Source organism: Amycolatopsis sp. NPDC004772, from assembly GCF_053601215.1.
Genome location: NZ_JBSGBK010000020.1, coordinates 12,558 through 27,620 on the forward strand (window position 1 = coordinate 12,558; position 15,063 = coordinate 27,620).

Sequence of the window (15,063 nt, forward strand, 5' to 3'; positions counted from 1 at the left end):
GCTCATCCCTCGGTGGTGTTGTAGTTGACGATCCGCGCCACCATCAGGGCGCGTGCCCCGGCCAGGGGGCTGTCCGCGTCCCGCCGCGCCACGTCCGGCAGCCGGTGGGCCTGGTCCGCGGTGACCGCCACCATGCCCCAGAGCGCGTTGAAGCCCGACGGGTCGGCCGGCTTCTCCGCGGCGGCCTCGACGGTCACGACGCCGTCCCCGCCGGCCACCGTCAGCGCGCCCATCTGCCGCAGCACCACGGGATCCCGCTCTTCGGCGGCCACCACGCTCCAGCCCGCGACCTCCGTCTGCCGCAGCGCGCCGAGCAGGCTTTCCACACTGCTGACGACGATGTCGGGCAGCACCAGCGCCACCGGTCCGCACGTCAGCGGCAGGGCGCACCGGATCGCCCCGTCGAGCCCCGGCGCGGCCACGTCGTCCTGGTAGACGAAGACCAGCTGGAAGGTGCCGGCGTAGCGCGCCAGGTACTTCACCGTGTCCAGCTTGTGCGGCCCGATCACGACGACCACGCGCACGCCGAGCCCGCTCTTCACCAGCTCCACCACGGCCTCCAGGCTGCGGTCGAGCACGGTGACCCCGGGCGCCAGGCAGTGCAGTTCCTTCGCGTACGGCGCGCCGAACCGCGTTCCCAGCCCGGCGCACGGCAGGATGACCGAAACGTCCGGGGCGTTCACCGCAGCCGCACCTCCACGGCGACCCGGTGCCGGGCCCGCGGCAGCGGTACCCACGCCTCTTCCCCGATCGGCTCGACGTCCGGGAAGCGCTCGAACAGGCTCCGCAACGCGACCTCCGCCTCCAGCTTCGCCAGCGCCACGCCGAGGCAGAAGTGCGGCCCCCAGCCGAATCCGACGTTCCCTTCCCGGCCCCCGTGCTCGGCCTGCCACCGCACGTCCGCGGTGTGCGGGTGCGCGAACTGGGCCGGGTCGCGGTTGGCGGCGCCGAGCACCGCCTGCACCGCGTCCCCCGCCTTGATCCGCACGCCACCGACCTCCAGATCGGTGGCCGCGTACCGCAAGCGGGCCAGCTGGACCGGGCCGTCCGTGCGGACCAGCTCGCGCACCGCCGCCGGCCACAGCTCCGGCTCGCCGCGCAGCAGGTCCCGCTGGGCGGGGTCGCGCATCAGCGCGAGCGCCGCGTTGGCCAGCATGTTCGCCATCGTCTCGTGGCCGGCCAGCACCAGGAACACGACCAGGGCCACCGCGTCGACGTCGGTCAGGTCGTCCTGGGCGACGACTTCGCTGAGCAGGTCGTCCCGGGGTTCGGCGCGGCGGTGGTCCACCAGGTCGTGGCAGTAGGCGAACATCGCGGTCAGCGTCGGCGTGATCGACGCCGGGTCGCCGTCGACGAGGACCTTGCCCCAGCGCCACCAGTCCGCCCAGTCCGTCTCGGGCACGCCGACCAGCTCGCACACCACCGCCATGGCCAGCGGGTAGGCGTACTCGTCGAGCAGGTTCGCCGTTTCGCCGAGCCCGTCGAGCAGTTCGCCGGCGATCTGCTGCACCCGCGGGCGCAGTGTGGCGACGCGCGCCGCGCCGAACGCGTGGCTGATGCTGCGCCGCAGCCGCGTGTGTTCGGCGCCGTCGAGGCTCAGCAGGCTCGCGCGCAGGTACGGCAGGTGTTCCCGCGGCGTGCCCAGCGCGAGGAACGTCTCCTCCTGCGTGTGGGCGCCCTGGCCCGGCAGGCCCGCCGGGTCGTTGCGCACGGCCGGATCCGCCAGCACGGCGCGGACTTCGGCGCTGCCGGTGACCAGCCAGCCCTCTTCGCCGTTCGGCAGGCGGGCCCGGCAGACCGGTGCCGCGGCGAGGATGCGGTCGTAACCGCGCATCGGGTCGTCGAGGACGGCCGGATCGCGGACGTCCACCACGGGTTCGGACGACATCGAGCGCTCCCTCTCAGCCTTTGAGCGGGCCGCCGTTGATGGCGACGCGGTGGCCGAAGCGGGTGTGCGGGTAGTAGTCGTAGGTCGCGTGGTGCTGGACGCAGCGGTTGTCCCAGAACACCAGCGTGTCCGGCTCCCACCGCACCCGGCAGGCGAGCATCGGCCGGTTCGGCACGATCGAGAACAACAGGTCGAGCACGGCCTGGCTCTCGTCGGCCGACAACTGCGGGATGCGCGAGGTGTAGGCGGGGTTGACGTACAGCAGCGGCCGGTCGGTTTCCGGGTGCCGCACGACGACCGGGTGCTCGCTCACCGGCGGCTCGTAGCCGTCCGGGATCTGGTGGCCGCGGAAGGCGTGCGCGCCGTCGTGGATCGCGGTCAGCCCGGTCAGGAGTTCCTTCAGCTTCGGCGACAGCATGTCGTAGGCCAGGTGCATGTTCGCGAAGAGCGTGTCACCGCCGCTGCCCGGCTCGGGCATCCGCGTGATGTGGAGCATCGAGCCCAGCGACGGCTCTTCGTCGGCCGTGCCGTCGGCGTGCCAGCCGTTGCCGAAGACAGTGGCCGACTCCGGCGCGGTCGCGACCTCGAGAATGTACGGGTCGCCGTGCTCGGGCGGCGGGTTGACCGGGCGCAGCTCGCCGAAGGCCGCGGCGAGGCGCTTGTGGTCCTCGACCGAGATGTCCTGGTCGCGGAACACCAGGACGTGGTGGTCCAGGAAGGCCGTCTTCAGCTCGGTGAGCTGCTCGTCGGTCAGGTCACGGGTCAGGTCGAGGCCGGTGACTTCGGCGCCGATGACCGGGGTCAGGCCCCGCACCGCCAGGGTCCGGTAGGCGCGCGCCGGCCGCGTGGTGATCCGCTTGACGGCGTCGAGTTCGTACTGCTCCATGGTTTCCTTTCCTCCGGTGGGTCTCACCGTTCGATGGCGGCGGCCACCGCGGTGACGTGCGGGGCGCGCACGACGCCGTAGTGGGTGGCGGGCAGTTCGTGCCAGTGGCTCGGTTCGGGCAGCAGGTCCCGCCAGCCGTCCCGGCTCGCCACCGGCAGGCCGGGTTCGGGTTCGGTGGCGAGCCAGACGTGGCTGGGCGTGGCGGTCAGGCGGGGCAGGGCGTGCCCGGTCATGCTGCGCAGGTTGGCCCGGGTGGCGCGGGCGAGCTTGCGCGCGTGTTCGCCCGCGGCGCCGCCGAGTTCGCGCTCGAACACCGTCTCCAGCTGGGTGTCGTCGTAGTCGGCGGCGCTCGCGCCGGGCGGCGGCGGGTCGATGAGGTGCAGGGCCCGCACCGGCTGCCCGGCCGCCTCGGCTTCGGCGGCCATGCCGGCCGCGACCCAGCCGCCGAACGACCACCCGGCCAGCTGCTTGCTCCGGCCGGGGAATCGCCGTTCGAGGGCCTCGTGGTAGCGGCGGGCCCGGTCCGCGACGGACCACCCCGGCGGTTCGGGGCGGCTCAGCGCGGGGTCGGCGATCACGCAGACGCCGAGCCCGGGCGGCAGGGCCTCGACGAGCGGGCGGTACGCGTGGACGTCCCCGCCGATCGGGTGCACGAGGCAGACGACCTCGGCCGTCGTCCCTTCGCGCCACACCTGGACGACGACTTCGCCGGTGCCGGCGGCCCGGCCCAGCTCGGCCAGCAACCCCGCCATGGTGACCTCCGGGCCGAGCCAGGCGAGATCGAGGTCGACGCCGTAGAGGCGTTTCACCGACTCGACCACGTCCAGCAGGGTGAGGGAGTCGGCGCCGAGGTCGTAGAGCGGGACGTCCGGGTCGAGCTCGGCGACGCCCAGGAGGGCACGGACTTCCTCGGTCAGGTCCGCCTCGGCGGGTTTCGCCGCCGCCTGCGGGGCTTCGCGTTCGTGGAACGATTTGGCGGTTTCGAGGCCGGTCGTGGCCACCAAGACCTGCGGGAGGCCGGTCGCCAGCGCGCGGGCGAAGGTGCGCCGCCCTTCGTCGTCGCTCAGCCCGACGGCCAGGTGGGCCTGGTGCCGGGCGTCGGATTCCAGGGCGGTGAGGGCCATGCCGCTGTCGCGCCAGACGTCCCAGCCGATGGCGAGCCGGGCGGTCGGGCCGTCCCGGTGGGCGAGCGCGTCGAGGAACCCGTTGGCGGCGGCGTAGTCGAGCTGGCCGGTGCCGCCGAACTGGGCGGACAGCGACGAGCAGTAGACGGCGAAGGCCGGGTGGTCACGTTCGATGAGCGCTTCCACGAGGAGGGCGCCGGCGAGCTTGACGTCCTGGGTGCCTTCGCCGCGGGTGGCGATCAAGCGGCCGCCCGGTGTCCCGGCGGCGTGCACGATCCCGGTCAGCGGGCCGTCGATCGCGTCGGCGGTGATCTTCGTGAGATCGGCGGCGAGCAGGTCGACGCGGTCGGCCCACGGTGCGAGGGCCTCGGGCAGGTGCGGGTGGCGGGCGAGCAGGACGACCCGGCCGGTCGAGCGGGTCAGCAGCTCTTCGGCGACCGCGGTGCCGATGCCGCCCGTGCCACCGAGAACGAGGTACTTCCCGTCCATTGTGGATACTTCTTGGGCCTCGGCGGGGGCGGTTCCTTGCCGCCACCAGAACCCGTTCCGGAAGGTCACGCGCTCGGGCGGGGTCGGGCCGGTGAGGAGGTCGGCGATGCGGTCGAAGTCGGGGCTTTCGAGGTCGACCCAGTGGCCGGGGACGCCGGTCTCCTGCGGCCCGACGGCGGTGATCCCGGCGAGCAGCCCGGCTTCGGGACGCGTAGCCGTGGCGCCGTGCGAGACCCACCACGTCCGCAATGGACGGTCGTGGGCGGCGCGGAGGAGCGCGGCCGGCGTGTCGAGGCAGGCCCATCGCGCGTGGTCGAGGGACTTCTCCCCGACGGGGCCGGTGATGCCGAGCGGGAGGGTGTGGAGCCAGTCGATTTCCCGGTTCGGCAGGGCGTCGAGGACTTGGCGGAGCTGCGCGGTGTCGGCCGGGTCGGCTTCGAAGGTGTCGGGGCCGAGGCGGGCGAAGTGGCCGGCCGCGTGGACGCGCACGACGCGGGGGTAAGCGGCGTCGAGCGCGGGCGCGGTGAGGGCGCCTTCGCCGGAGATGACGAGGACGCGGTCGGTTGCGGTGGCGGTGGTCGCCCGGCGCAGGCGGATCCAGGTGGGCTGGTGCAGCCAGGCGGCTTCGGGCAGCCGGGTGGTGGTGCGCCGCGGGAAGTCGAAGGGTGCGGTGTCGAACGCGGGCGGCGGGAAGTCCCACGGCGCGGGGGCGGGGGAGTGACCCCAGTCGAAGGGAGCGCCGGCCAGCCACGCGGCGGCCGGCCCGGCGGCGGGCGTGGTGCCCGCCGGCTCGGTCACCTCCCGCGGCTCGGCCGTGCGCAGCCATTCGACCGCCGCGGCCGCGTCCTCGCAGGCCGCCGCCATCCGCCAGCGACCCGCCGGGCGACCGGACTGCAGGTGCCGCAGAACGTCCGCATAGGACTCCGGGTGTGCGGCCAGGTACTCCGCCACCCGGGCCGCCTCCAGCTTCAGGGCCGGGGCGCTGCGGGCCGAAAGCACCAAGCACCGCACCGGATCACGCCGCCGCGGCGACCCGGGCCGGACCGACTCCAGGACGACGTGCGCGTTCGTCCCGCCGATGCCGAAGCTGCTCACCCCGGCCACCCGCGGGCCCGCGGGCCACGGCTCCGCCGACGTCGGCACCCGGAACGGCCCCAGCTCCAGCGCCGGGTTGGGAGCCCGGAAGTCGACCGTCGGCGGCAGCACGCCGTGGTGCAGCGAAAGCACCGCGCGGACCAGCCCCACCACCCCGGCCGCCGCGCCGAGGTGGCCGATCTGGCTCTTCACCGACGAAATCGCGCACGCCGAGGCCTCGGGCATCGCCTCCCGCAGCGCCGCCACCTCGATCGGGTCGCCCAGGCGGGTGCCCGTGCCGTGCGTCTCCACGTACCCGACGTCCGCTCCCGTGCGCCCGGCTCGCTCCAGGGCCGCGCGGATCGCCGCGCGCTGCCCGGCCGGGGACGGCGCGCTGTAGCCCTGCTTGACCGCGCCGTCGTTGGTCACGGCCGAGCCGGTGACCACCGCGTACACCGGGTCGCCGTCGCGACGGGCCGCCGACAGCGGCTTCAGGACCACGACGCCGACGCCGCTGCCACCCACCGTTCCGGCGGCGTCGTCGCTGAACGGGCGGCAGTGCCCGTCCGGCGAGAAGATGTGCTGCGGCCGGTACCGGTAGCCCTCGGCCAGGGTGACGTCGACGAGCACGCCGCCCGCCAGCATCACCTCCGCCTCGCCGCCGCGCAGCATCGCCGCCGCCTGGTGGACCGCCACCAGCGAACTCGAGCACGCCGTCTGGGTCGTCAGCGCCGGACCCGTCAGGTCCAGGTGGTACGCCACCTTCGTCGCCAGGAAGTCCTTCTCGTGGTGCAGGGCCAGCTGGAAGCCGTCCGGCAGGGCCGCTGGGTCGGCTTCGCGCAGCATCTGCTGGAAGTACGTGCTCTCGCCGCCGCCCGCGATCAGGCCGACGCCGGCTCCCGCGGTGATCCCGGCGTGCGTCAACGCCTCCACGCACGCCATCAGCAACTGCCGCTGCTGCGGGTCCATCAGGGCCGCGTCGCGGTGGCTGACGCCGAAGTACCCGGGGTCGAACGCCAGCGGGTCGGCCAGGAGGCTGCGCGCGCCGACCAGGCCGTCCGCCGCCGGGAACTCCTCGATCCCGCGGCGGCCCGAGACGACCAGGTCCCAGAACTCGGCCAGGTTCCGGGCGCCCGGCAGCCGGACCGCCATGCCGATTACGGCCACCGGCTCGTCGGCGACGGGCCGGGACGACGAGGTGGTCGCGGCCGGGCCGCTCGCCAGGTGCCGCGTGAGGTCCCGCAGCGTGACGTGCTCGAAGAGGTCCGCCACGGTGAACCGGTACCCGGCTTCCGCGCAGCGCAGGTGGAACTGCATCAGCGCCAGCGAACCGGCGCCGGCGGCGAAGAAGGTCTCGTCCGGGCCGATCGGCGTCCCGGTCACCTCCTCGAACAGCGCCGCCAGCTCGCTCGACGGCCGGTCCGCCGTCCGGTGCAGGTCCGTTCCGGGCGCCGAAGAAGCGGCGTCGCGGTCGAGCTTCCCGCTCGGCGTGCGCGGCAGGACGTCGACGACCCGGAAGCGGTCCACCCGGGCGTGCGGCGGCAGCAGCGGCACCAGGGAGTCCGCCAGTTCCGCGGCCGACGGCGTCCGGCGGCACTCCAGGAACGCGGTCAGCCGGTCGTCCTGGACCGTGACGACCGCGTTGACGACGGCCGGGTGCCGCAGCAGCGCGGCTTCGACCTGCCCGAGTTCGAGGCGGTGGCCGCTGACCTTGACCTGCCGGTCGGCCCGGCCGTCGAAGTGCAGCAGCCCGGCGCGGTCGAAGTGCGCGAGGTCGCCGCTGCGGTAGTACAGCTCCGGCAGCTCGGCGAACTTCTCCGGCGCCGCGTCGCCGAGGTAGCAGCGGTTCGCCGCGAGCCCGCCGATGAGCAGTTCGCCGATCTGGCCGGGCGGCAGCGGGGTGCCCGCGGCGTCGGCGACGCGCAGGACCGCGTTCGCCACCGGCCGGCCGATGGCGGGCCGCTCGGGCCACGAAGCCGGATCGCCGTCGAGGGTCAGCGCGCTGACGACGTGGGTCTCGGTCGGCCCGTAGTGGTTGTGCAGGCGTGCGCCGGGCAGCCCGGCGAACCACCGGCGGATCGCCGGCGTGCACACCAGCTGCTCGCCGGCCGTGAGCACGTCCCGCAGCCGCGCCGGGTACCGCCCGAGCCGGACGCCGTGCTCGGCGAGCAGCTGCAAAGCGACGTACGGCAGGAAGATCCGCTCGATGCCCGCGGTGTCGAGCTGCGCCAGCAGCGCCGGGACGTCGTGCCGCCACTCCGGGCGGATCAGGTGCAGCCGGCCGCCGCCGCAGAGCGTCGTGAAGATCTCCTGGAACGACACGTCGAACGACAGCATCGAGAACTGCTGGGTCGCCGCGGGCGGGGCGTCCTGCCACTGCAGCAGGTTGGCCAGCGTGCGGTCCGGGACGCGCACGCCCTTCGGCACGCCGGTCGAGCCCGAGGTGAACAGCGTGTAGAGCGGCCGGCCGGCGTGCCGGGCCGGGACGTCCGGCACCGGGCCGCCGGTGAGCGTGACGAACCGCCGCTCGACGTCGGTGTCGAACGTTTCCCCCGGCGCGAGCAGGACGCACCGCGGCCGGACGCGGTCGAGCATGGCGCGCAGCAGCTCCGGTGGGTACGCCGGATCCAGCGGCACCGCGGTGATGTTCAGCCGGGCGAGCGCCAGCAGCGCGACGACGTGCTCGGCCGAGGGCCGGAAGTACAGCGCGATGTCGGTGGCGTCCGCGGGCAGGGTGGCGGCGAGCCGGGCCGCGTGCGCGTCCAGTTCGGCGTAGGTCAGGGTCGTGTCGCCGGTCAGCGCCGGGGCGCCGGGCGTCCGCGCGACCTGACGCGCGAAGCCTTCGGCGATGGTTTCCCACGCCAGACCGGCGTCGGCGCCGCGGCCGTGGTCAGGACGGTCCGGTGTCCGCGCGTCGCCGTGCAGGGCGCGGCCGAAGACGTCGCCGAGGGCCGTCGCCTCGGCCTCGGTGAAGTGGCCTTCCCCGTACTCCCACAGGCAGTCGAACCCGTCCGGCCGTTCTACGACCGACAGCGTGAGCGCGCACTTCGCCTCCGCCGCCTCGATCCACTGTGGACTGATCGAGCAGCCGGGGAGGCGCAGTGCTTCGAAGTCGGTGTTCTCCAGGACGAACAGGTAGTCGAAGGCCGCGTAACCGGGATCGAGGTCGGCGAACGCGACGTCCTGGTGGTCCAGGGCCGCGCCCGCCGCGGTGCCGAGCCGGCGGAGCTGGGTGCCCAGGTCCTCGTCCGGGGCCACGGCCAGGGGCAGCCGGACGGTGTTGGCGAACATCCCGACGCTGGCTTCGAAGGCCCGCACCGGCCGGTTCGCCACCGGCGCGGCGATCCGCGGCCGGGTCCGCCCGGTCACCGCGTAGAGGCTCCACGCGAACACGCCGAGCAGCAGCTGGAACCGCGTCAGGCCCAGCTCGGCGGCCCAGGTGTCGACCCGCTCGCGGTCGATGCGGGTCGTGTGCAGCCGTCCGGCCAGGGAGGCCTCGCCGAGGGGTTCGGCGTCGTCGGACCGTTCGATCAGCCGGTCGCGGTAGCCGGGGGAGGCGAACCAGCGGGACTGCCAGGCGGCGAAGTCGAGGGGTGTGTGCGCGTCTCGCGGCGGGGTGCCGGACAGCTCCCGGAACAGGATGTTGAGCGACCAGCCGTCGACCGCGATGTGGTGCAGGCACAGCAGGAACGTCCCGTCGGGACGCCAGGCCGCGCGCAGCAGCCGGCCCGAAGCGAGGTCGAAGGGCGCGGTGAAGAAGTCGTCGGAGGGCTCGGTCCACGGGTCGTACGCCGGTTGCGTCACCTGCCGCAGGCCGGCGGAGGTGGCCTCGAACGCGGTGCGCAGCGCCGGGTGCCGCTCGACCAGCCCGCGCACGTCCCGGCGCAACGCCTCGAGGTCCGGCTCGCCGGTGACCCGGAAGGCGAGCGGCACGTGGTAGGCCGTGGACGCGGGATTGCGGTGCTGCACCAGCCAAAGCCGCTGTTGTTCGCTGGTGGCGGGGGCGACGGTGGCGGTGGTCGGGGCGGCCGGTTCCGGGTAGGCGGCGCGTCCCGCCCCCGAGATCGCCGCGGCGAGCTCGGCGAAGGTGCCGCGTTGGACGACCGACGGCGGCAGGTCCGTGCCCCAGCGTTCCCGGATCGCGAATCGGAGCCGCAACGCCTTGAGCGAGTCGCCCCCGGACCGCAGCCACGTGTCGCCGGGATGCAGTTCCGGGCCACCGAGGACGTCCGACACGACGTCGAGGACTTCGCGTTCCCACGCCGTCGCGTCGCCGCCGGTGTCCGGCCGCCACGCGGGGAGGCCACCGGCCAGGAGCGCGGTTTCGTCGACCTTGCCGTTCGCGTTCCGCGGCAGCTCGTCGACGCGGAAGACGTGGTGCGGCCGCATGTAGGCCGGAACCGTCTCGGCCAGGTGCGCTTCGAACGCGTCGAAGGACAGGTCGCCGGCCACGACGAAGGCGAGCAGTTCGGCGGTGGCCGCGCGGCGCACGGCTACGTGGGCCTGCCGGATCCCCGGGTGTGCGAGGAGGCGCTGCTCCAGCTCGCCCGGCTCGATCCGGAACCCGCGGACCTTGACCTGGCGGTCGGTGCGCCCGACGTAGGCGTAGCGCCCGCCCGGCAGCACTCGGACGAGGTCGCCGGTGCGGTAGAACCGCGCGCGGCCCTCGTCCAGCCACGGCAGCCGGACGAACCGCTGCCCGGTCTCCGCGGGCAGCCCGCGGTAGCCGAGGGCGACACCGGCGCCGGAGAGGTACAGCTCGGCGACTTCGCCTTCGGTGGCCACTCGCTCGTCCGGTTCGAAGACCGCGACCGCGCCGGTGCCGGGGAGCGGACGGCCGATCGGGACGACGTCGCCGTCGAAGCCGCGCGGGATCGTGTAACTGAGCGCGAACGTCGTCGTCTCGGTCGGGCCGTAGCCGTTCTGCAGCCGCGTCGGCGAGTCCGGGTTGGCCTGGTACCAGCGGCGGATCAGCGGCGCGTTGAGCTGCTCGCCGCCGATGACGACCCGGCGTACGGTGGCGAAGCTGCCGGGGACGGTTTCGGCGACCGCGTTGAACAGCGTCGCGGTGACGAACATCGTGTCGATGCGTTCCCGTACCAGCGCGTCGGCGAACGCCTGCGGGTCGCGCACGGTGTCGTCATCGAGGATCACGCACGTGCCGCCGGTGAGCAGCGGCACCCAGACCTCGAAGCTGAGCGCGTCGAAAGCGGGGTTGGCCAGGCAGGCGAACCGCGCGCCGATGTCGAGCCAGCCGGGTTCGGCCAGCCGGAGGATCCCGGCGTCGCGGACCTCGACCCCCTTGGGGCGCCCGGTCGTGCCGGAGGTGGCGAAGAGGAACGACGCCGGCGCCGGTTCGGCGGGCGCGCCCACTTCCACGGCTTCGGCCAGCAGCTCGGCCGGGGGGATGCCGGGCGGTTCGTCGCCGACCACGATCGCAGCGCCCGCGTCGGCGAGGATGACATCGCGGCGCGCGGGCGGGCTTTGCCGATCCAGTGGCACGACCTGAGCGCCCAGGCGCAGCACGCCCAGCATCACGAGGACGAGGTCCGCCGAGCGCGGGAGGCTGACGGCGACCGCGTCGCCCGGGTGGATTCCCCGGCGGGACAGCGACTCCGCGACGGCGGCGGCGCCGGCGTTCAGCTCGGCGTAGGTGAGGCGGCGGTCGCCGTCGGCCACGGCGAGGGCGTCCGGGTGCCGCAAGGCCCGGTCGTGGACGCGGCGGGCGATCGAGGTCATCGGGCCGCCAGCTCGGCCGTGATCAGCTTCGCGACCAGTGGTAACGCGTCGCTTTCCAGCATGTCCCAGTGGCCGCAGTCCGCGGGGACCACATCGAACTCGCCGAGGGCGCGGCGGCGCCAGAACTCGGCGCTGCCGGGGATCGGGTCCTCGCCGACGGCCTGCACGAAGAGCACGCGCGCGGCGGTTTCGCCGGGGTCGTGTTCGCGCGCGGTCAGCCGGTTGTGGTTGTACGTGCGGTGGTAGCGCTCGATCTGCGCGTCCTCGATGCCGGGGTACATCCCGTTGAAGCGGACCAGTTTCTCGCGGAACTCGGCCGCGGGTACCGGTTCGATCGCCGCCTTCGCGGCCGGGTCGTCGGTGGCGGTGGTGTCGAGCAGGACGACGCTGGCGCGCTCGCCGAGCCGGCGGCCCATCTCGTAGGCGATCAGCCCGCCGTAGGAGAGTCCACAAAGGACCAATTTCTCCTCCGGCCGCGGGTCGACGAGCCGCAGGTACTCCTCGGCCATCGCTTCGACGCTCGGCAGCGGCTCCTCGCCGGCGTTGAGCCCGGGGGACTGGATCCCGACGACCCCGGCGTCGTCGGGCAGCAGCCCGCTGAGCGGCAGGTAGCAGAACGCCGTGCCGCCCGCCGGGTGCACGCAGACGACCCGGGCCGGGCCCGTGCCGCGGCGGAACTCGATCAGGCTGCCGGTCTCCGGTGGGCGGTCCGCGCGCACCAGCGCGGCTTGCGCCTCGATGGTCGGGTGCAGGATGACGTCCCGGATGGGCAGCTCCCGGCCGAACTCCGCACCGATCGCGTGGGCCAGCTTGATCGCCGAGATCGACGTGCCGCCGACGTCGAAGAAGTCGTCCGAGACACCGATCGCCGGGTGCAGCAGCAGGGTCCGCCAGATCCGCAGCAGCGCGAGTTCGGCGTGGTCGCGCGGAGCGGTGGTGTTGACCGCGGCGGGGGCGCTCGTGCGGGCGCGCGCCAGGACGGCGTCGCGGTCGAGCTTGCCGCTGCGGCTCAGCGGCAGCCGGTCGAACTCGGCGAACACCGACGGGATCATGTAGTCCGGCAGCCGTCCGGCCAGCGCGGCCCGCCATTCGTGCGGTGTCCGGCCGGCGCCCGCGACCCCGGCGACGAGCCGCGGCTCGCCTTCGCGGTCCACCAGCACGGCGGCTTCCTGCACGCCGGGCACGGCGAGCAGGGCGGCCGTCACCTCGCCGGGTTCGATGCGGAAGCCGCGCAGCTTGATCTGGTCGTCGCGGCGGCCGGCGTATTCGGCTTCACCGCTCGGGAGCCACCGGGCCAGATCCCCGGTCCGGTACATCCGCTCGCCGGGCATGAACGGATCGGCGACGAACCGTTCGGCGGTCAGGTCGGGCCGGTGCAGGTAGCCGCGGGCCAGGCAGTCGCCGGCCAGGAACACCTCGCCGACCACGCCGGGCGGCACCGGGCGCAGCCGCTCGTCGAGGAGGTACAGCCGGGAGCCGGGCAGCGGCCGTCCGATCGGGGCCGGGCGGTCGCGCGGCTGCGGGTCGACGTGCGCGGTGGCGTAGAGCGTGGCTTCGGTCGGCCCGTAGCCGAAACAGATCCGCAGCCCGGGCAGGGCGGCCGCGAACCGGGCGAGGGCGGCTTCCGGCAGCGGTTCGACGCCGGTCAGCAGCTGCCGCAACGCGAGCCCCTGCAGGCGCGCGGGGTCTTCGTCGGCCCACCGGATGTAGGCGGGCGGCAGGAAGGCCTGGACCACCCGGTGCTCCCGCAACCAGGCCATCAGCGCGGCCGGGTCGGGCCGGACGTCCTCGGGCACGACGTGCAGGACGGCACCGGTGGTCAGGGGCAGCAGTAGTTCGTGCACCGAGGCGTCGAAGCCGATGCTCGACCACGCCGACGTCGCTTCGCCGGGTGTCGCGCCGAAGCGGTCCAGCCATTGGTCGAACAGGGCGAGGACGCTGTGGTGGGTGACCTCGACCCCCTTCGGGCGCCCGGTCGACCCCGACGTGTAGATCACGTACGCGGTGTCGCCGGGCTCGGTTCCCGCCGGTCGCCGGGTTTCGTCGCCGTCCAAGGGAAGGTCCTCGTCGAGGACCAGCACCGGGCACGCGTCCTCGATCATCGCCGCGCGCCGGGCGGCCGGCTGGGCCGGGTCGAGCGGGAGGTAGGCGGCCCCGGTCTTCAGCACGCCCAGCACGGCGGTGACCAGGTCCTTCGACCGTCCACTGAGGACACCGACCACCCGCCCGCGGCCGGCTCCGCGGGCCCGCAGCGCGTTCGCCAGTCTCGTGCTGCGGCGGTCCAGTTCGCCGTACGTGCAGGTCTGGCCGTCGCAGACGAGTGCGGGGGCGTCCGGGCTGGTGTCGGCGTGGGCGGTGAACCGCTCGACGAGCCCGCCGGGCCGCCGGTTCGGCCGCGGGCCGGTGCTCCAGGAGGTGAGGATCTCGCGGCGTTCGGCGTCGTCGAGGAGCTCGTAGCCGGTGATGTCCGCGTCCGGCCGCGTGGCCAGCTGGTCCAGCAGCCGGACGAGGTAGCGGGCGTACCGCTCGGCGGTGGCGTGGTCGAAGAGGGCGACGGCGTAGTCGAGGTGGCCTTGGACGTCACCGGCTTCGTGCGCCAGGCCGAGGGCCAGGTCGAACTTCGCGGGAGCGTGCTCGACGTCGAGGGGCGCGACGGCCACGCCGGGCAGGTCGAGGAGGTCGTGCTGGGTGGGCACCCAGGCGAACATGGTCTGGAACAGCGGGGTGTGCGCCGGGCTGCGCGGCGGGTTGACCAGCTCGACGACCCGTTCGAAGGGCAGCTCGGCGTGGTCGATGGCGCCCCGGAGGCCCGCGCGGACCTCCGTCAGCAGGGTGGCGCCGGTCCGTGGGCCGGACAGGTCGGCGCGCACGGCGAGGGTGTTGACGAAGAAGCCGAGCGTGTTCTCGCCGGCGTCGTCGCGGTTGGCGGTGGGGACGCCGACAACGATGTCAGTTTGCGCGGAAAGTCGGGATAGCAGGAGGTACCAGCAGGTCAGGAAGGTGGAGTAGAGGGTGACGCCGTGCTCGCGCGCCAGGGTCTTCAGCCGCGCGGTGAGTTCCGGCCCGAGCTGCACGGGCACCCGGGCACCCCGGAAGTCCTGCCGGGCGGGCCGCGGCCGGTCGGCGGGCAGCTCCAGCACCGGGGGGACACCGTCGAGCCGGTCCCGCCAATAGTCCTCGTGCGGCGACGGGCCGTCGCCGGTCAGCCAGTCCTGTTGCGCCCGCGCGTGGTCCCGGTAGGGCCGGGCGGGTGGCAGGGCGGCTTCGGTGCCGCTCAGCTCGGCGGCGTAGAGGAGGCCGAGTTCGCGCAAGAGGAGAGTCCGCGACCAGCCGTCGAAGACGGCGTGGTGGACGGTGATCAGGAGGACGTGCTCGCGATCGGACTCCACCAGCAGCCGGGCCCGGGCCAGCGGGGCCCGCGTCAGGTCGAACGCCGCCAGGGCCTCGGCCCGCCGCAGCTCGGCCGCCTTCTCCGGCCGCCCGGAGACATCGTTGACAAAGCACGGAAACCCGACATTCTCGACCACCTGCACCGGCCGCCCGTCCTCGACGACGAACCGGGTCCGCAGCGCCTCGTGCCGCTCGGCGAGAGCATCGAACGCCCGCTGCAGTGCCGCCCGATCCACCGGCCCGCGCAACGCGAACGCCATCGTCTCGTTGTAGGCCGCTCCGGCCCCGTCCAGCTGGCAAACGGTCCAAAGGCGCTGCTGGCCGGACGACAGCGGGGCGGACACGCGCATGGAGGGCCTTTCCGGTGGGGGGCGGGCGAGCCTGCGCCGTCGCAGCCGCGTTGGGGAAACGCTCTCTGTCTTCCGCGCCAGTTAACACCACACCATCGGGTGGTGCCAAAAGTCTGCCCGGAA

5 protein-coding genes are annotated in these 15,063 nt (G+C 74.0%); all 5 read right to left on the reverse strand.

What is annotated here, in order from left to right; translation table 11 throughout:
• Positions 1-2 precede the first annotated feature (2 nt).
• Genes ACWEF6_RS14940 through ACWEF6_RS14960 form a run of 5 tightly spaced genes read right to left on the reverse strand, consistent with a single transcriptional unit; the run spans position 3 to position 14,940 of the window.
• Complete coding sequence (locus ACWEF6_RS14940; protein ID WP_449683429.1) at positions 3-683, reverse strand: hypothetical protein; 681 nt, start codon at positions 681-683, stop codon at positions 3-5.
• Positions 680-1,888 (reverse strand): cytochrome P450 family protein, encoded by a 1,209-nt coding sequence (locus tag ACWEF6_RS14945; protein ID WP_449683430.1) that lies wholly within the window; start codon positions 1,886-1,888, stop codon positions 680-682. The genes ACWEF6_RS14940 and ACWEF6_RS14945 overlap by 4 nt, the downstream gene beginning before the upstream one ends.
• Before the next feature lie 13 nt (positions 1,889-1,901).
• On the reverse strand, positions 1,902-2,774 hold the full coding sequence (locus tag ACWEF6_RS14950; RefSeq protein ID WP_449683431.1) for a TauD/TfdA dioxygenase family protein: 873 nt from the start codon (positions 2,772-2,774) through the stop codon (positions 1,902-1,904).
• Positions 2,775-2,797: 23 nt separating this feature from the next.
• Positions 2,798-11,200, reverse strand: coding sequence for an amino acid adenylation domain-containing protein (locus ACWEF6_RS14955; RefSeq protein ID WP_449683432.1), 8,403 nt, complete (start codon positions 11,198-11,200; stop codon positions 2,798-2,800).
• Complete coding sequence (locus ACWEF6_RS14960; protein WP_449683433.1) at positions 11,197-14,940, reverse strand: non-ribosomal peptide synthetase; 3,744 nt, start codon at positions 14,938-14,940, stop codon at positions 11,197-11,199. The genes ACWEF6_RS14955 and ACWEF6_RS14960 overlap by 4 nt, the downstream gene beginning before the upstream one ends.
• Between the last annotated feature and the right edge of the window lie 123 nt (positions 14,941-15,063).